Source organism: Herbaspirillum sp. NPDC101396, assembly GCF_044767365.1.
Classification (GTDB): domain Bacteria; phylum Pseudomonadota; class Gammaproteobacteria; order Burkholderiales; family Burkholderiaceae_D; genus Herbaspirillum.
The window spans coordinates 510,033-528,238 of sequence record NZ_JBIWNT010000004.1 but is presented as its reverse complement, the minus strand read 5'-3'; the positions used below and the strand labels follow the sequence as shown (position 1 = coordinate 528,238).

The window sequence follows — 18,206 nt, the reverse complement described above, 5'->3', positions numbered from 1 at the left end:
ATTATTTGGCGGCAGGTTTGCTGTTGGCGTCAGCGGTGCGTTCCTGCTTGACGACCAGAGGATCGCTCCAGGACCCGGTTACATTATATTCAAAGGTCAGCGTCTTCATCAGCGGGTTGCGCAGGAACAGTTGCGCCAGGTAAGTGCCGACCCCGACCACCGGATTGATCGCCAGCGCCACCAGCGACGCCGTACCGAGATTGACCTCCGGGATCACCACAAGGTGCAGGTTCTGGGTTTCCCTGGCGATGTCTGCCGAACCGTTCATCAGCACTGACGCCGCCACGCCGGTCATCTTGAGATTGTCGGTGGTGGCGATGCCTTGTGCGATGGATGCGGTGCCGACGATGTTGTCAAAGGCAAAGCCTTCCGAAAACACGTCGCGGAAATCCAGCGCCAGACGACGCGGCAAGGCCTGCAAATTGAGCACGCCGAGCAGCTTGGCCGCACCCGGATCAACCTTCAGGAACTGCCCTGAATGGATATCCATGTGGACCTGTCCGCTCAGGCTCGGGATGTCCAGTGAATACGGCAAGCCCTTCCAGCTGACGTCGCCGTCGAGTTGCCCCTTGCCGCCGCGCACCACACCGACGAAACCGAAGCGCTCAAGCAGCTTGCCGGCGTCATTGATATCCAGCGCATAGGTCAGGTTGGAAGTATTGTTGCGGCCGAACGCCATCCAGTTGCCGGCGGCGCGCAGCTCGGCGTCGGGATTGATCAGCGTGAGCTTGTTGATGCGCCATTCGCTGCCGACGCTGACGCGCACGTTGTTGGCGTTGAGTTCGAGGCGGCCGAGCTTCTTGCCGAACAGGCGGAAGTCTTCCGCCACGATGTCCAGCGCCGGAATTCGGCTGGCACTGTTGGCGTTGGTATTGTCGGCTGCATCGGCGTTATTTTCCAACAGGTCGGCAGGATCCGTGCCGGCGCCCTTCTGGATATTCAGCGTGGCCAGGCGCGCCGTGACGCGGCCCAGTCCGCGGCCGCTACCTGACTCGCTCCAGGTGGCGTAACCGGTGGCTTGGTCAGAAGATATATTCACCTGCCAGGCTTTGTTCTGGTGCGAAGCGCCCAGCACGACGTTGTCGAGCTTCTTGCCCATCAGCAGCAATTCACTGGTGCGTCCGGCGATGACGTCAGGCTCGAGATAGGCGCTCAGGCCCGGATCGGGAGCGCCCTCGCTACCGTCGGACTGCTTCAGCATCGCAGAACGGAAGCTCATCCACTGATCGATGTTCATCGATTTGGCGCTGGCGTAAATCGCCAGGCCGCTATCCGGTTGCGGCGCCGGCTGGCCGAAGCCGATACCGCCGCTCAGCACCTGCCAGTCAGCCTTGCCGGGCGCCTTCTGGCGCAGGTAGCGCGCAGCCAATACCGACCCGAGCGACAGTTTGATTTCATCGCGCTGAAGCAAAGGATCAGACGACGGCATGCCGACGATTTCAAACTTCAAAGGCCAGCTTTCACCGGCAGCTTTCTGCATCGGCGCCGGCAAGTCCACCGCCAGCCCTTGCAAGCTGGACTCGATGGTGATTTCCGGCAGATGCTGGCGCACCGCGATGGTGGCGATGTAGCGTGAAGCACCGCTCAGGCGGCCCAGCAAACGCTGCAGCACTGGCTCGCTGTATGCCTTGCGCAAACCGTCTGCGGTAACTGCGCCGTCGACCTTGACCAGCGTCGTGCCGTCGCGCTGGGTGCCGCCCGCCACCGTGACCGGCTCATTGAGAAACATGCCCTTGATACCGTTCAGGTTGAAGCCCTTTTCATTGAACTCCAGCTTGCCGTTGGTGCGGTAGACGGTCGGCAGTCCGGTCATCAGCGCGACGTCGTTGTTCTGGAATTGCAGCGCGCCGTCGACCTTGGCCTCGATCATGTGATGCAACGGCAGCTGGAACTTCAATTGCAGCTTGGCGTTGCCGGTCGCTTGAGTGTCTTCGGTGAAATTGCCGATCCAGTGCGCCACCGGACTGTCCTTCACATAACGCAGGAAATCCGGCATGGCGCCGGCGGCACTGCCGTCAATCTCCAGCGACGATTCGGCACTCAGCAAATCCGGGATCACGGCCTTGACGTCCGACACCCCGACGCCATGGGTCTTGCCCGAATCGGCCAGAATTTCCAGGCGCGTGCGGTCGATCGTGATGCTGCCCTTGACGTCTTCCAGCAGCGGCCATTCGGGCGACTTGCCGTCCTTGCCGGTATGCGACGGCGCATAGTTGATCTTGAGCTTGTCGAACTTGCCGGAGACCTTGAATTCGCCAGGATTTTTGCTGCCCGGCTTGACGTTGCGGAACGGGAAGTCGGCCAGATCGCCACGTGCGACGATGTCGACATCCGAGGCCTGGCCGTCGAGCAGCGCGCCGCTGATCCAGTCCATCGCCGGCTTGGCCGTGTGCAGCGGCAGGTAGCGCGACAGCTTTTGCAGATCGAAGCGCGACAGCTTGGCTTTCAGGTCGATGACGCCGGGCGACTTGCCTTGCAGCGGCAGCGTGTGAGTGCCGCTAAGCGTGCCCGCAGCGCTGTCCTGCGCAAAGTCGAGGCTATCGACGTGGAACTGCAGGATCTCGTTGTTCTGGATTTCCCAGTGGCTTTGCAGATTGAGCTTGTCGAACGGCATGGCTGCATCGGCGAACAATGCCGGCAGTTGCAGCGCAACGTCCTGCGACGCCAGGCTCAGCTTGCCGCCGCGCTCCGTCGCATCAATCTGCCCATCCAGATTGGCAAAGCCGGGAATCGCCGGTGCACCGGCGCGCGCGGGCTGCGTTGCGGTCTTGGGCTGGGCCAGGCGGGCTGCCTGCGGCTGCATGCCGAGGCCATTGAAGGCGCCGCGGAGACGATAGGCGCGCACATCCGGATAGCTGCCTTCCCATTGCACCGAAAAATCCTTGAGTTGGCCGTGCGGCGCCAGGTCGGCGAGCAGTTTGTGCTGCGACGTCGTCAGCGGCAGGCGGCTGCCGAGGTCGGAAAGAATGGCGAGGTCGAGCAGCTTCGCTTCCACCGTCATTTTCTCGGGACGGAAGCGCGTGGCCGGTTCGAACACTTCGGAAATTGTGGTCGGCGGCAGCGTGAAGCCGTCATCGGTCTCCAGCGAGAAATTGCTCAGCGTCAGCTTGTGGCCGTTGGCGCCGAAGGTCGGGATGCCGTCCTGCAGGTCGGGGGCATAAATCTCGCTGCCGGACACGCGGCCGCTGACGCGCGCCAGTTGCAGCGGCTCGAGTTTTTTGTCCAGCCGCGCCGACAGGTTGGTCAGGCTGAGGTCGGCGGTGAAGTTGGCGATCTTGGTGTGATCCAGGTCGAGCCAGGCGCGCACCGAGCCGCGGCCCTGTGTCAATTCCAGCGGATAGTCAACATAGGCTTTCCAGACTGCAAGATCGGTATTGCGCACGTCGGCGTACAAGGTGCCTTTCCAACGCGTCACGTCGGAAATTTTGCTGGCGAAACTGGGATGGTAAAAATTCGCGCGCACGTCGAGCGGTGCCGCATAGTCGGCCGGCGGCGTCGCCTTCAACGCCATCTGGTGCAGGCGCCATCGGTTGTGCAGCACCAGGTTGACCTGGTCGAGCGCCAGCTCGGGCGCACCGCGCTTGTCGTCGCGCCAGCGAATCTTGCCGTCGCGGATGACGACTTCGCGTTGCGACAGCAGCCAGTCGGCGCCGGCGCTGTTGTCCTTGCCGCTGGAGGCCGGCAGGCCGGCGACGAAGAAGTTGCCGTCGGCGTCGCGCAGCACCGACAAATCAGGCCGCAGGATGGTCAGGTTGTCGAAGCGCAGCTCACCGACCAGCACCGTGGTCCAGGACAGCGTGGCGGAGACCTTGGGCAAGGTCAGCGCCGCTTGTCCGGCGCTGTCGTGGATCACGACTTCGGTCAGTTCCAGCTGCGGCCGCAGTCCGCTCCAGGAGGCGTCGATGTCGGCGATGGTGACCGGACGGCCGACGGCGCGGGTGGCGATTTTTTCGATGTCGCCCTTGTAGCTGTCGATTTCGGGCAGGATGCCGTAGCGCAGCGTCAGGAACAGCGCGCAAAACACGAAATAAGCCAGCACCAGCAGCTTGAAGACAAAGCCGATGACGCGGCGCGTGGCGCTGCTCAGATGGCAATACGCCCCCTTGGCCGCACCCCACGCAGTACGCCAGGCGGCAGCGCGGCGGCCGGTCGGCGGAGTGGCGTCGTGTTGGTCTTCGGACATCAGGGGCAAGAGGAAAAACTCACGGTAGAATGAAACAAGCGTCGTAGCCCAGCATCATCGCATGGAAGCGTGGTTTGACCTAGAGGACGGCGGCCCGTTTTCATGGTGGAAAACCCCGGCTTTACCATCTTTAACCTCGTATTCAACCCGATATCCTGACAATTTGTGACTAACTCCCTTCTCGACAGCATGACGGCCTCCCGGTTCCTGGCCCGTTGGGCAAATGCCGATGCGGCGCGCCCCGCCCAACTGGCGGCATTCTCGCAATTATCCCTGAACCGTGCGGTTTTCGAGCGCGTTTTACAAAATGACATAAGTACCGCCCGCGCCCCTGAAAGTGGTGCTGCGGCGCTCAACGGCCCGATGCGGCGGCTGCGCAACCTGATCGTCTGCACGCTGATCGAACGCGACCTGAGCGGCAAGGCCGATCTGGCCGAAGTGGTCCGGACCATGAGCGAATTCGCCGACTTCGCGGTCCAGACCCACCTGGCGGCGCTGATGCAGGAGTTGACCGCGCTGTACGGCATGCCCATCGGCGAGGAGTCGGGCAGCGAACAGGAAATGATCGTCCTCGGCATGGGCAAGCTGGGCGGCGGCGAACTCAACGTGTCCTCCGACATCGACCTGATCTTCGTCTATCCCGAGGATGGCGACACGCGCGCCGACCAGCCCGGCCAGCGCTCGCTGTCGAACCACGAATTCTTTATCCGGCTGGGCAAGAAACTGATCGCCGCGCTGTCCGAGATCACCGCCGACGGTTTCACCTTCCGCGTCGACATGGCGCTGCGTCCCAACGGCGGCTCCGGCCCGCTGGTAGCCAGCCACAACATGGTCGAGGAATACCTGATCCGCCAGGGCCGCGAATGGGAGCGCTATGCCTGGACCAAGGCACGCGCGCTGACCGGCAAGGACAGCGACATCGCCGCGCTGGAAGCCATCAGCCGGCCGTTCATCTACCGTCGCTATCTCGACTTCGGCTCGATCGACGCGCTGCGCTCGATGCACGCGCAGATCCGCGCCGAGGTCAAACGCCAGGAGTCGCTGCACCCTGAACGCAGCAACAACGTCAAACTAGGTCGCGGCGGCATCCGCGAAATCGAATTCACCAGCCAGGTATTCCAGCTGATCCGCGGCGGCCGCGACCCGGAACTGCGCGACCGCTCGACCCGCGTCACGCTGCGCACGCTGGCCGACAAGAACCTGCTGGAGCCGGACGTGGTCGCGCAATTGCTCGAGGCGTACACCTTCCTGCGCAATCTTGAACATCGCCTGCAATATCTGGAAGACGCGCAAACCCACACGCTGCCGGTCAACGACAGCGATCAACTGATCGTCGCCCAGATGATAGGCTACCCTGACGTCGCCGCGTTGCTTGCCGAACTGGAACGCCATCGCCGCATCGTGGCCGGGCAATTCGATACCATCTTCAGCGACAAGCAAGGCGGCAACAACACCGACGATCGTGCAGACTCGGAAGGCGATGGCGCTGTCTGTGAACTCAATGACGGCGAGAGCGCCGACTCGATCGCCGATACGCTCACGCTGCTCGGCTACGACGACGTCGAGGGCGCCACCCAGCGCGTGCTGGCGACGCTGCAGTCGCCGCGCCTGCAATCGCTGCCTGAAGCCAGCCGCACGCGCCTGATGACGCTGATCAATGCGGCGCTGCCGATCATCGGCGCGATGCCCGACAAACGCCTGCCGACCTTGCGCCGGCTGCTGGATTTCTTCGAAGCGATCGCGCGCCGCGCGGCCTACCTGGCGCTGTTGACCGAATATCCGCATGCACTGACACGCCTGATCCGCATGATGGCCGCCAGCGACTGGGCCGCCCAATACCTGACGCAGCATCCGATCCTGCTCGACGAATTGCTGGACGATCGCAACCTCAAGGCGCCGCCCGACTGGCCGGCGTTCGCCCAGGATTGCCAGCGCCAGCTCGACACCGCGCCGGGCGACACCGAGCGGCAAATGGACATCCTGCGCGAAGTCCATCACGCCCAGCTGTTCCGCTTGCTGGCGCAGGACCTGGAAGGCGACCTGAGCGTCGAACACCTGGCCGATCACCTGTCGGCGCTGGCTGATATCCTGGTCGCCGCCACCATCCAGGCGGTCTGGCAGACCGTCGCCAACCGCCATCGCGACGTGCCGCAATTCACCGTGATCGCCTACGGCAAGCTCGGCGGCAAGGAGCTCGGCTACGTGTCCGACCTCGACGTGGTGTTTCTCTACGATGACGACGACCAGGAAGCGCCAGGCTTGTACGCCAAGCTGGCCCAGCGCTTCATCACCTGGATGACCTCGCATACGCCGGCCGGCACGCTGTTCGACATCGACATCGCGCTGCGCCCGGACGGCGCCAGCGGCTTGCTGGTCTCATCGTTTGCTACCTTCGAAAAATACCAGCGCACCTCGGCCTGGGTATGGGAACACCAGGCGCTGACGCGGGCGCGCTATTGCGCCGGCGACACCGGCATCGGCAACCGTTTCGAAGCCTTGCGCGAAGACTTGCTGCGGCAGGAACGCGATCCGCAGAAACTGACCCAGGAAGTACTCGGCATGCGCATGAAGATGCATCAGGCGCATCCCAATCCCAGCACGCTGTTCGACCTCAAGCATGACGACGGCGGCATGATCGACATCGAGTTCCTGGTGCAATTCCTGGTGCTGCGCTATGCCTCGCAATACCAGCAGCTGACCGGCGATATCGGCAACATCGCGCTGCTCAAGCTGTGCGGTTCACTGGCGCTGATCGACGCGGCACTGGCCGATGAAGTGGCCAATGCCTACCGCCTGTTCCGCAAGCTGCAGCATCAGATCCGGTTGCGGGGCGAAGAGCGCGCACGCACGCCGATCGAACGCGTGCAAAAGGAAACCGACAGCGTCAAGCGCTTGTGGCTGGAAGTGTTCGGGGGATGAGGGGTTGAAGCTGGAAGTGCAGCCGGATCAGAACGAACCGGCTGCAAAAATTCAGACGACCGGCTTGACCGCGACCAGGTTGATCAGAGTTTCTTCACGCACGGCATTGGGCTTGATGCGCAGTACGCGCTCCATCAGACCGAGGTCCTCGCGGCTCCACCACAGGTAGGGATAGGAAATCGACTGCGGCGCCACCTGAAAGCCGGCGCTGCGCACCAGCGCCAGGTATTCGCCGGCGGTCTTCTGCACTTCCATCGGATGGCGAAACAGCAGCCGGATCATCCACGAATGGATGTAGCGCTTGGTCGATTCGGCGAACAACAGCACGCCGCCCGGCTTGAGCACGCGGAAAAACTCCTGGATCGCCTCTTCCTGCTCGATCAGGTGATGGAAAGTCTGGTGGCAGAACAGCAGATCGACGCTGTTGTCTTCCAGCGTCATGTGCGAGCTCGAGCACTGGATGAATTCGGCGCGGATGCCGGCGCCGGCGACTTCTTTCGCGGACGCCTCCAGCATCGCGGAATCGATGTCCATGCCGATCAGCCGCTGCGGCGCGAAACGCTCATGCAGCTTCGTGAGCGAACGACCCCAGCCACAACCAACGTCGGCCACCACCGGATACGACGCGCGCCGCTCCGGAATCAGCGGCTCGAGATCCTTGAAGGCGCGCTCCAGCACATGCAAGGTCCAGGTATGGGTCTGCAGGAACCAGATGCCGAAGGCGGTCTCGGGGACGTGGGGATAGCTGTGAGGCGATTTGACGATCAGGGGAGCGTTCATATTCTTATGGTCTTGCGTGACGAGCGAGCATGATGCCCTGCCTTGCCGGGAAAAGCAAAACCTGTACCGACATTCCCGGAAGAATGCCAATCGCCGCGGCAAGCCGCTGCGTAGCGCTGTCCCCGCTTAGCCGGCGTCCCGCAACGCCGCGCCAAATCGCTGCACCCGCGGCAGATAGTGACGCTGCGGATCGAGCGAAAACATCACGCGGCTGACGCGTCCGGTCAGCAAGGCGCGCGGCACGAAGCCGATGTAGCGTGAATCCTTGCTGTCGTCGCGGTTGTCGCCCAGCACCAGGTATTCCCCTGCCGGCACGGTCATCGGGCCGAAGCTGCGCAAGGCCATGCGCTCGGGCAGCAGCATCACGCCGTGCGCCATTGCCGGCAGGCTTTCCCGGACAATCAACTGGCTTCCTTCATAGTCCGGCATGCGGTGCGATGCGGGCGCCGCCGTCGCGGCGTCGTAAGACATCGGCGTACCGTTAATCACCAGCTGCTCGTCGCGCATCTCAATGATATCGCCGGGCAGGCCGATCAGGCGCTTCACCAGCCGCGTACCGTCTTGCGGCGAACTGAAGGTGACGATGTCGCCGCGCCGGGGATCGGCGATGCGGCCGACCACGATATCGGTGAACGGCAGCTTGACGTCATAGGCAAGACGATTCGAAATGATGCGGTCGCCGATCAGCAGCGTCGGATACATCGACGCCGACGGCACGCCGTACCAATCCGCGACGGCGCTGCGGATCAGCAACATGCCGAGCAGGAAGCACAGGAAGCCCTTGTTGGCGGAAATCAGTTTCTTGATCGCTTGCATATCGTTCATTCCATGAAAAACGCCCCGACTGGCGGGGCGCATTGTCTGCCTTGAGCTGCTCGTTGCAGGCCGGCGCGCAGCGAATCGTCAAGACTCGCTCCCGCCGTCCAGTCTACTTACTTTTTGCTCGAGCTGCTGTCGTCGCGATCACGATTGCTACGGCTGCTGCGGCTGCTGCGGTCGCTGTCGCCACCGCCACCATCCTTGCTCTTGCTATCCTTGCTCTTGCTGTCTTTACTGTCTTTGCCATCCTTGGCATCTTTCTCGGCCTTCTCACGCTCACGGCGTTCGCGGCGCGCGGCGCGATCGTCCTTCGGCGCTTCCTTTTCCTTGGCGCTATCGGCCTCGGTCTTTTCAGGCACCGGCGGCGGCACCACGGTCGGGATGTTCTTGGCCGCCATGTACTCGTGCATGTCCTTCCAGCCGGCGAAAATACCCGCTTTCAGCTTATCTGGGTTGCGTTGGTAGCAATCTTCCAGGCTCTGGCCGGCCTGGCGGCAACCCGCGCCCAGTGCGATGCCTTCGGCCTTGGCTTCTTCGGGCGTCTGCTTGGGTTTGGTGAAGCTGGCGACATAGTCGCAGCCGCCGAGCGTGAAGCTCAGGGCCAGCATGGCGATCAGCTTGACGCCGTGGCTACGCAAAATCGGTGTTGAAGAAGGTGACGACATTACAGCCCTCGATTAATTATTGTTAAATCGTCAATAAAAAAGGCTATCGCAAAACGGATTTGCAACAGCCTTTCCAGAACACATCGTCTGGTTATTGATCCGCCCAAGATATTTTCTTAGACATCGCCTGACAAGCATGCGAAGAAAAGAAGCCAAATTAGGCCGGATCAATCAAAAATGACGGTTTGAGACCGATTATTTTGCCGAAACCAGTGCGACTGTGGTGTCCAGCATGCGGTTCGAGAAGCCCCACTCGTTGTCATACCACGACGAAACCTTGACCAGACGGCCGGAGACCTTGGTCAGGGTCGAGTCGAAATTCGACGATGCCGGGTTGTGGTTGAAGTCGACCGACACCAGTGGCTCGGTGTTGTAGGTCAGGATGCCCTTCAGCGGACCAGCTTCGGAAGCGGCCTTCATGATGGCGTTGACTTCGTCCACAGTCGTGTCGCGCGCGGCGATGAACGACAGGTCGACGATCGAGACGTTGATGGTCGGCACGCGGATCGCGTAACCGTCCAGCTTGCCGTTCAGTTCAGGCAGCACCAGGCCGACTGCCGAAGCGGCGCCGGTCTTGGCCGGAATCATCGACTGGGTGGCCGAACGCGCACGGCGCAGATCTTCGTGGTAGACGTCGGTCAGTACCTGGTCGTTGGTGTAGGCGTGGACGGTCGTCATCAGGCCGTTGACCAGACCGATCTTCTCGTGCAGCGGCTGGACCAGCGGTGCCAGGCAGTTGGTGGTGCACGATGCGTTCGAGATCACGGTGTCGGAGGCCTTCAGCACGCCGTCATTGACGCCGAACACGACAGTCGCGTCGACGTCCTTGCCGCCTGGTGCGGAGATGATGACTTTCTTGGCGCCGCCCTTCAGGTGGGCGCTGGCCTTTTCTTTTGTGGTGAAGAAGCCGGTGCATTCCAGCACGACGTCAACCTTCAGTTCGCCCCATGGCAGTTCTGCCGGATTGCGTTGCGCCAGCACCTTGATGCGGTCGCCGTTGACGACGATGGAATCGCCATCGACAGTCACGGTGCCCGGGAACTTGCCGTGGGTGGTGTCGTATTGGGTCAGGTGGGCGTTGGTCTTCGGATCGCCGAGGTCGTTGATCGCCACGATCTGGATGTCGTGTTTCTTGCCGCCTTCGTAATGAGCGCGGAGGATGTTGCGGCCGATGCGGCCATAGCCATTGATTGCGACGCGGATAGTCATGTTTTCTCCTTAAGAAACAGTAGTAATTCTGCCGATGGATTGGATGTCGCGCCAGCCATAGGCGACTTCGATCAAATCCAGTTCATCCCACTTGAAGGTCTGTTCAGCCAGCAGCAGCGCATCGAGGTGCGCGTAAAAGTCGCGCGCCTTCTTGTTCTGCGCCAGCACCCAGACCAGCAGGTTGGGCGCGCCTGCCGCGCCCAGTGTTGCAGCCACTTCGGTCAGCAGGCGGCGGCCAATGCCGGCGCGCTGGGCCGAAGGTAAAACGTACAGGGCTGTCAGTTCGGCATCGAAATCCAGCTTGCGTTCCGCCAGCGTAATGCCGGCGGCGAAACCGACCAGTTCGCCCTCCACTTCCGCCACGAAGGTGCAGGCGGCGTCGGACGCCGCGCCCAGCACGCGCGTCCACATGCGTGTGCTGTCTTCCACCTTCATGCCGTCCAGATAGGCGTCCGGAATCATGCCGCGATATGCCGCGCGCCAGCTGTCGATACGCACCTGAGCGATCAGGGCTGCATCATCGACCGTCGCGCGCCGGACCGTCACCGGACCGACGACATTGATGATGTCGTTGCCGGAGACACTCATGCCAGGATCAGCTTGGCCTTGGCGACGACGTTTTCGACGGTGAAGCCGAAATGCTTGAACAGCACGCCTGCGGGAGCCGATTCACCGAAGGTGTCGATACCGACCACGGCGCCTTCCAGGCCGACATACTTGTACCAGGTCGTGGTCACGCCAGCTTCGATCGCGACGCGAGGCACGCCGCGCTGCAGCACGCTGGCCTTGTAGGCTGCATCCTGGCGATCGAACACATCGGTGCTCGGCATCGACACGATGCGCGCGGGGATGCCTTGCGCCGCCAGTTCGTCGGCCGCCTTGACCGCCAGTTCGATTTCCGAACCGGTGGCGATCAGGATAACCTTGGCGTCCTTGGCTTCCCTGAGGATGTAGCCGCCGCGCTTGATGTCGGCGACTTGCTGAGGAGTACGCTCCTGGAACGGCAGGTTTTGGCGCGAGAAGATCAAGGTGCTCGGACCGTCGTTGCGCTTGACCGACTGCTCCCATGCCACGGCCGATTCGACCGTGTCGCATGGACGCCAGTTGTCCAGATTCGGGATCAGGCGCAGGCTGGAAACGTGCTCGACCGATTGATGGGTCGGGCCGTCTTCGCCCAGGCCGATGGAGTCATGCGTGAACACGAACAGCGCACGCAGCTTCATCAGCGCGGCCATGCGCAATGCATTGCGGCTGTAATCGGAGAAGGTCAGGAAAGTCGCGCCGAACGGAATGTAGCCGCCGTGCAGGGCGATGCCGTTCATGATCGCGCTCATGCCGAATTCGCGCACGCCATAGTTGATGTGGTTGCCGGCGACATCGGCGCGCACGGCCACCGATTCTTTCCAGTTGGTCAGATTGGAGCCGGTCAGGTCGGCCGAACCGCCGAGGAATTCAGGCAGCACTTGCGCGTAAGCCTGAATCGCGTTCTGGCTGGCCTTGCGGGTGGCGATGGTTTCTTTCTTGTCGATGGTGCTGGCGATGTAAGCCTGCACCGCCGCGTCGAAACCGGCCGGCAGCTCGCCCTTCAGGCGGCGCACCAGTTCGGCGGCTTCGGTCGGGTACTTGGCCTGATAAGCCTGGTACAGCTTGTTCCAGTCGGCTTCCAATTGCTGGCCTTGGACCTTGCCATCCCACGCGGAATAGATGTCGGCAGGGATTTCAAATGGCGCCGAAGTCCAGCCCAGCGCTTCGCGCACTGCCGCGACTTCCTTGTCGCCCAGCGCCGCGCCGTGGACCTTGTCGGTGCCGGCCAGGTTCGGCGAACCCTTGCCGATCACGGTCTTGCAGCAGATCAGGGTCGGCTTGTCGGCCAGCTTGGCCTGATGGATGGCGGAATTGACCGCTTCGACGTTGTGACCGTCGACCGCAGGGATCACGTTCCAGCCGTAGGCTTCGAAGCGCTTCGGGGTGTCGTCCTTGAACCAGCCTTCGACCTTGCCGTCAATGGAGATGCCGTTGTCGTCGTACAGCACGATCAGCTTGGACAGGCGCAGCGTGCCGGCCAGCGAGCAGGCTTCGTGCGAGATGCCTTCCATCAGGCAGCCGTCGCCGACGAAAGCGTAAGTGTAGTGATCAACCACTGCCAGATCCGGTTTGTTGAATTCTGCAGCCAGCAGCTTTTCAGCCAGCGCCATGCCGACGGCGTTGGTGATGCCCTGCCCCAGCGGACCGGTGGTGGTTTCCACACCTGGGGTGATGTGGACTTCCGGATGGCCGGCAGTCTTGGAATGCAGTTGGCGGAAGTTCTTGATCTCGTCCATCGACAGGTCGTAACCGGTCAGGTGCAACAAGGCGTATTGCAGCATCGAACCGTGGCCGTTGGACAGCACGAAGCGGTCGCGGTTGGCCCATTGCGGATTGGTCGGGTTGTGGCGATAGTGCTTGGCCCACAATGCAACTGCGATTTCCGCCATCCCCATCGGCGCGCCTGGGTGTCCTGAGTTTGCTTTTTGTACTGCGTCCATTGCCAGCGCGCGGATCGCGTTGGCCATCTTGTCGGTAGGGAGTGTGGAAGTCATGTCGATGTCAAAGAGTTGCGGATTGCGGTCGAACTACGCCGTTACGAACAATTTGGACCTAACGCGCGCATGTCGGATGCCTTGCCGGTCGGCCCGGATGAACTCCCGGATCAAGCCAGACTGAGCCAACTATTTTACCAGAGACCAGCCCGAAGAATTAAAATCGCGGCATGTCGGCGGCGTATTACGGCATGTAAAAAAACAATTTTTTATGCATTTTTGCCCTCGCCTCCGGTTAAATCGCTTCAAATCGTTGCCAATTGCCATTTTTCTATCGGATCGTCCATCCCATGCCTCGCTTTTACTGCCCCGACTCCCTGGCCATCGGCATGACGCTGGCCCTGCCCGAACAGGTCGCGCACCATGTCCAGGTGATCCGCATGCAAATGGGCAATCCGATCACCCTGTTCAACGGCCAGGGCGGCGAATATACGGCGGTCATCACCCAGATGGAAAAAAAGCGCGTGTACGCCGAGGTCAAGACCTTTTCGCCGCGCGAAGCCGAGCTGTCCTACGCCGTCACGCTGGCGCAGGCGCTGCCGGAAGCATCCAAAATGGACTGGATCATCGAGAAAGCCATGGAGCTCGGCGTGACCGCGATCCAGCCGCTGGCGGCGCAACGTTGCGTGGTGCGCCTCAACAGCGAGCGTGCCGAGAAGAAGCAGAGCCACTGGCAAGGGATTGTCCAGGCCGCGGCGGAACAAAGCGGACGCAATCGTTTGGCGCATCTGGCGCCGCTGACCGAATTCAACAGCTGGATCGGCCAGAGCGACCTCCACAAGCGCATTCTGCTGTCGCCGCGCGGCGAGCAATCGCTGTCCGACTGGGCGCGCCATCACCCGGCGCAGGCGCTGAGCCTGGTAGTCGGCCCGGAGGGCGGCTTTACCGAAGCCGAAGAAAACCTGGCCTGCGACCAAGGCGCGCTGATGCTGTCGATGGGACCGCGCGTGCTGCGCACCGAAACCGCCGGCCTGAGCGCGCTGGCGGCGATCAATGCGATCTGGGGCGAGATGTAGGCAGCTTCCCGGCAAGGCCGCTTCAGAGAAGTCAGCAGAAATATGAAGAAGCAGGAAAAGCAGTAAACATAGGCATAGAGAGACAAAAGAAGAGATATCTCCACATCCTTCGACAACGCAGTCAGCGTGCCATCCGTTGCCTCTCCACCCGTTCCGGCAATTCTTTTCCTCCCCTGCCGGATCGTTCCTTCACTTCCTTTCAGGAGAATCTCATGGGCTTACTCGACAGCGTACTCGGCGCACTCAATGACAGTACAAACGGCAATGCAACCGGCGGCGACCCCAAAGCAGCGTTGATCCAGGCGGTGCTGAGCATGCTTGCCAACAATCAGTCCGGCGGCTCGGGCGCGCTGGGTGGGCTTGGCGGATTGGGCGGCTTGCTCGGCACCCTGCAAAACGCCGGCCTCGGCCAGATTGTCGACTCCTGGATCGGCACCGGCAAGAACCAGCCGGTCTCGGGCGATCAGCTGGCGCAAGCGCTGGGCGATGATCAGTTGAGCAGCCTGGCGCAAACGGCCGGCATTCCGCAAAGCGATATCGCCGGCCATCTGGCCCAGATTCTTCCAGGCCTGGTCGATCACCTGACGCCAAACGGCCAAGTGCCAGAATCCGGCGGCGATCTCGGCTCGGAAATCGGCAACCTGCTTGGCGGCTTTCTCGGCGGCAAGTCGGCCTGAATGTCGAGCTTGAATGTCGAGCTTGAATGTCGAGCTTGAATCTCGAGCTTGAATCTCGAGCTTGATTTTCGAGCCTTATTCTTGTGACTCTCGGCGGGGCAATCGCCACGCCATCATTGCCCGCTAATCATTAGCTGCCTGCGTCCCCGCCTGCACCAAAATCTGGTGCAGGCACCAGTTTGGCGTTGCTGAACGCGCCAATCGAACGCACTCCTCCGCGTTTCCGATCAAGTCCATCCTCTTTTCACCATCAATCTCCCCTCATTGTGGCGCTGGCTGCGATGCCGCCAAACAAGCTGCGGCAAGCGGTTTCGGCGCCTCCCGTCGTTCTCAGAGCGCCCCCAAAGATCCGCTGGCACGCAATCTGCTTAATATTTTTCATCTTGTATTCAAGAATGCATATATCCATGTCAGCAACTACTTTGCCCCAATACGCCTCCTCCGCCTCCTCGAATTCCGCCGCCCCGCAGCGGACCATCGCCGATTTGCTGGCCTCCTATCGCACCGGCAACCTCAAGCCGAGCAAGCTGATCGGCGACCTGTTGATGCAGATCGAGCAGTCCGATCGCACCGAGGTCTGGATTCATCGCGTGTCCGCCAAGACGCTCAAGCAACAGGCCGCCGCACTTGACCTGATGCTGCAGATCAAGGGCGAAGCGGTGTTCGAGACGCTGCCGCTGTTCGGCATCCCGTTTGCGGTGAAAGACAATATCGACGTCGCCGAACTGCCGACCACCGCCGCCTGCCCTGAATTCAGCCATGTGCCGCAGGTCAGCGCCACGGTGGTCGCGCGCTTGCAAAAAGCCGGCGCGCTGCTGATCGGCAAAACCAATCTCGACCAGTTCGCCACCGGCCTGGTGGGCGTGCGTTCGCCCTACGGCGCGGTGCGCAACGCGCTGCAACCCGAATATGTATCGGGCGGCTCCAGCTCCGGCTCCGCCGTCGCGGTCGCGCTGGGACAGGTGTTGTTCTCGCTCGGCACCGACACCGCCGGGTCGGGCCGCGTGCCGGCCGCCTTCAACAACCTGGTCGGGCTCAAGCCGACGCGCGGCCTGCTCAGCGGCAGCGGCATGGTGCCGGCATGCCGCACGCTCGATTGCATTTCCATCTTCGCGCACGACGTCGCCGATGCCTGGCGCGTGCTGCAAAGCGCGGCCGGCTTTGACGCCGCCGACGCCTACTCGCGCACCCCGGCCATGCTCGGCGTCAAACGCCGCGGCTATCGCGTCGCCGTACCGGCCAAGCCGGAGTTCTATGGCGACGAGCAAGCCCGGCTGGCGTTCGAGCAGGCGTTGGAAAAAGTCACGGCCATGCCGGGCGTTAGCATCACGCGCATTCCTTTCGACGCGTTCACCGATGCCGCGCAATTGCTTTACCAGGGCCCGTGGGTGGCCGAGCGACGCGCCGCACTGGGAGATTTTTACGACACCAATAATGCGGCGATCCATCCGGTAGTTCGGGAGATCACCGCGCAAGCCGACAAGTTCAATGCGGTCGACGCCTTCAACGGCCAATACCGCCTGGCCGAGCTGCGCCGCGAAGCGGAAAAACTGCTGCAAGACACCGACCTGCTGCTGGTGCCGACAACGACGACGATGCCAACCATCGCTGCAGTGGAAGCGGATCCGGTGGTGCGCAATTCCCAGCTCGGCTACTACACCAATTTCGTCAACCTGATGGACATGGCGGCGCTGGCGATTCCTGCCGTGTGGCGCAAGGACGGCTTGCCCGCCGGGATCACGCTGATCGGGCCGGCCGGTTCCGACCACTTGCTGGCTGAAGCCGGGGCGAAGTTCCAGCAACTGCTCGGCGGTGCGGCGCAGGCCGACGCCGTGGCGGCAGCGCCGCTGCCCTTCAATGAACCGACCATCAAGGTCGGCGTGGTCGGCGCGCATCTGAGCGGCCAGCCGCTGAACTGGCAACTGCTGGAAGCCGGCGCGCGCCTGCATGCCACCACCACCACCAGCAAACATTACCGCCTTTACGCGCTCGCCAACACCACACCGGCCAAACCGGGCCTTGTCCGCATCAATAGTGCAAATGGAGATGACGGCGTCGCCATCATCACCGAAGTCTGGGAAATGCCGCTGCGCAATTTCGGCAGCTTCGTCGCCGCGATTCCTGCGCCGCTGGGCATCGGCACGATGGAGCTGGCCGACGGCAGCAGCGTCAAGGGCTTCATCTGCGAACCGGCAGCGCTGGACAATGCGCGCGACATCACCGGTTACGGCGGCTGGACTGCGTATCTCGCTGCAAAAATCTGAACAACCTTCGACCTTATTTTCCGCCCCCACCTCACGGAGCCAGCATGAAAAAAACAGCAATCTCTGATACAGAAAACGCACTTGGCACACAGACAGAGGTGAAGGTGGAGTCGGCGCGACGCCGCCGCTTCCTCGGTGCCGCCGGCACGGTCGCGACCACGCTGGCGCTGGGCGGCGCGCCGGCGATCCTGCGCGCGCAAAGCGTGCCGATCCGGATCGGCTACTGGCCGGTCGCCGCCGGCCTGCCCTTTTACGCAGCGGTGGAAGCCGGCTACTTCAAGGAAGCCGGCCTTGATGTGCAACCAATCAAATTCGCCGGTGCGCAGCAAGTGATGGAAGCCATGCTGTCAGGTCGCGCTGATGGTTCGGCCAACGGCACCGGCGCCGGCAACCTGGCCATTGGTGAAATCGCCCAGCCCGGCCTGTTCAAGATCTTCGCGACGAATCCGAGCAATGCGCAATACGTGCTCGACGAATTCCTGGTGCCGAAAGACAGCACCATCAAATCGATCGCCGAACTCAAGGGCAAGAAGGTCGCCTCCGGTCCCGGCATCCAGAACGTCACGCTGGCCAAGACCGTGCTCGAACGCGCGGGCGCGACCGGCGCCACTGTTACCGAACTGCCGATCGGCCAGCACGTCGCCGCGCTTGCCGCAGGTCAGGTCGACGCCGTCTACACGCTGGAGCCGACCGGCACCGTCGGCCGCATGAACAACACCACCCGCGTGCTGGAAGCCGGCGTCATCGCCAAGTACATCCTCGGCAATCCGAACGCGCCATGGCATGGCGGCGCAGCGGCGCTGACCACCGAGTTCATCAAGAAGCATCCGGCCGAAACCAAAAAATACATCGCCGCTTATGCGCGCGGCATCGAGCTGATCCGCAAGACGCCCGACAAGGCGCGTCCTTACCTCAAGGGCTACACCGCCATCGAAGGTTCGCTCACCAATGAAGTTCCGCTGGCGTCTTACATGCTCTACAACGAGTTCAAGGCCAGCGACGTTGCCTACTTCCAGAAGTTCTACGACCTGTTCGTCGACAAGGGCATCTTCGCCTCGCGCGTGATGGTGGATTCACTTCTTTACAAGGGTTGAT

At 62.1% G+C, this 18,206-nt stretch carries 12 protein-coding genes; 5 read left to right on the top strand and 7 right to left on the bottom strand.

The genetic code is table 11. The features are described from left to right. Position 1: 1 nt before the first annotated feature. Positions 2 to 4,183: a YhdP family protein gene (locus tag ACIROY_RS16195; RefSeq protein ID WP_402342427.1), complete on the bottom strand. Its 4,182-nt coding sequence runs from the start codon at positions 4,181 to 4,183 to the stop codon at positions 2 to 4. 189 nt (positions 4,184 to 4,372) lie between these two features. Between ACIROY_RS16195 and glnE the strand changes: the two genes are divergently transcribed. Next, positions 4,373 to 7,102 carry a bifunctional [glutamate--ammonia ligase]-adenylyl-L-tyrosine phosphorylase/[glutamate--ammonia-ligase] adenylyltransferase gene (glnE, locus tag ACIROY_RS16190; protein ID WP_402342737.1) on the top strand — a complete coding sequence of 910 codons (2,730 nt, stop codon included), beginning with the start codon at positions 4,373 to 4,375 and terminating at the stop codon, positions 7,100 to 7,102. 51 nt (positions 7,103 to 7,153) lie between these two features. Here glnE and ACIROY_RS16185 read toward each other — a convergent pair whose 3' ends face one another. From ACIROY_RS16185 to tkt, 6 genes are all read right to left on the bottom strand, one after another. Beyond that, on the bottom strand, positions 7,154 to 7,882 hold the full coding sequence (locus tag ACIROY_RS16185) for a class I SAM-dependent methyltransferase (protein ID WP_402342425.1): 729 nt from the start codon (positions 7,880 to 7,882) through the stop codon (positions 7,154 to 7,156). A gap of 126 nt (positions 7,883 to 8,008) precedes the next feature. After that, on the bottom strand, positions 8,009 to 8,698 hold the full coding sequence (gene lepB / locus ACIROY_RS16180) for a signal peptidase I (protein ID WP_402276988.1): 690 nt from the start codon (positions 8,696 to 8,698) through the stop codon (positions 8,009 to 8,011). A gap of 116 nt (positions 8,699 to 8,814) precedes the next feature. After that, the gene (locus ACIROY_RS16175) at positions 8,815 to 9,366 is read right to left on the bottom strand and encodes a hypothetical protein (RefSeq protein ID WP_402276240.1); all 552 of its coding nucleotides are present in this window, start codon (positions 9,364 to 9,366) and stop codon (positions 8,815 to 8,817) included. A 195-nt stretch (positions 9,367 to 9,561) separates the two neighbouring features. Next, positions 9,562 to 10,575, bottom strand: coding sequence for a type I glyceraldehyde-3-phosphate dehydrogenase (gene gap / locus ACIROY_RS16170; RefSeq protein ID WP_402276237.1), 1,014 nt, complete (start codon positions 10,573 to 10,575; stop codon positions 9,562 to 9,564). Between the two features lie 9 nt (positions 10,576 to 10,584). Next, entirely contained in the window at positions 10,585 to 11,163 is a 579-nt protein-coding gene (locus ACIROY_RS16165) for a GNAT family N-acetyltransferase (RefSeq protein WP_402276234.1), read from the bottom strand. After that, positions 11,160 to 13,154, bottom strand: a complete 1,995-nt coding sequence (tkt, locus tag ACIROY_RS16160; RefSeq protein WP_402342423.1) for a transketolase — start codon at positions 13,152 to 13,154, stop codon at positions 11,160 to 11,162. The genes ACIROY_RS16165 and tkt overlap by 4 nt, the downstream gene beginning before the upstream one ends. Positions 13,155 to 13,444: 290 nt before the next feature. On the opposite strand from tkt, the gene ACIROY_RS16155 reads away from it, so the two are divergent. The 4 genes from ACIROY_RS16155 to ACIROY_RS16140 all read left to right on the top strand — a co-directional run bounded on the left by ACIROY_RS16155 (position 13,445) and on the right by ACIROY_RS16140 (position 18,205). Continuing rightward, the gene (locus tag ACIROY_RS16155; protein ID WP_402342422.1) at positions 13,445 to 14,170 is read left to right on the top strand and encodes a 16S rRNA (uracil(1498)-N(3))-methyltransferase; all 726 of its coding nucleotides are present in this window, start codon (positions 13,445 to 13,447) and stop codon (positions 14,168 to 14,170) included. Positions 14,171 to 14,382: 212 nt separating this feature from the next. Then, entirely contained in the window at positions 14,383 to 14,847 is a 465-nt protein-coding gene (locus tag ACIROY_RS16150) for a YidB family protein (protein WP_402342420.1), read from the top strand. Between the two features lie 407 nt (positions 14,848 to 15,254). Further along, entirely contained in the window at positions 15,255 to 17,111 is a 1,857-nt protein-coding gene (atzF, locus tag ACIROY_RS16145; RefSeq protein WP_402342418.1) for an allophanate hydrolase, read from the top strand. Between the two features lie 44 nt (positions 17,112 to 17,155). After that, positions 17,156 to 18,205: an ABC transporter substrate-binding protein gene (locus ACIROY_RS16140; RefSeq protein WP_402276220.1), complete on the top strand. Its 1,050-nt coding sequence runs from the start codon at positions 17,156 to 17,158 to the stop codon at positions 18,203 to 18,205. The last annotated feature ends 1 nt before the right edge of the window (position 18,206 follow it).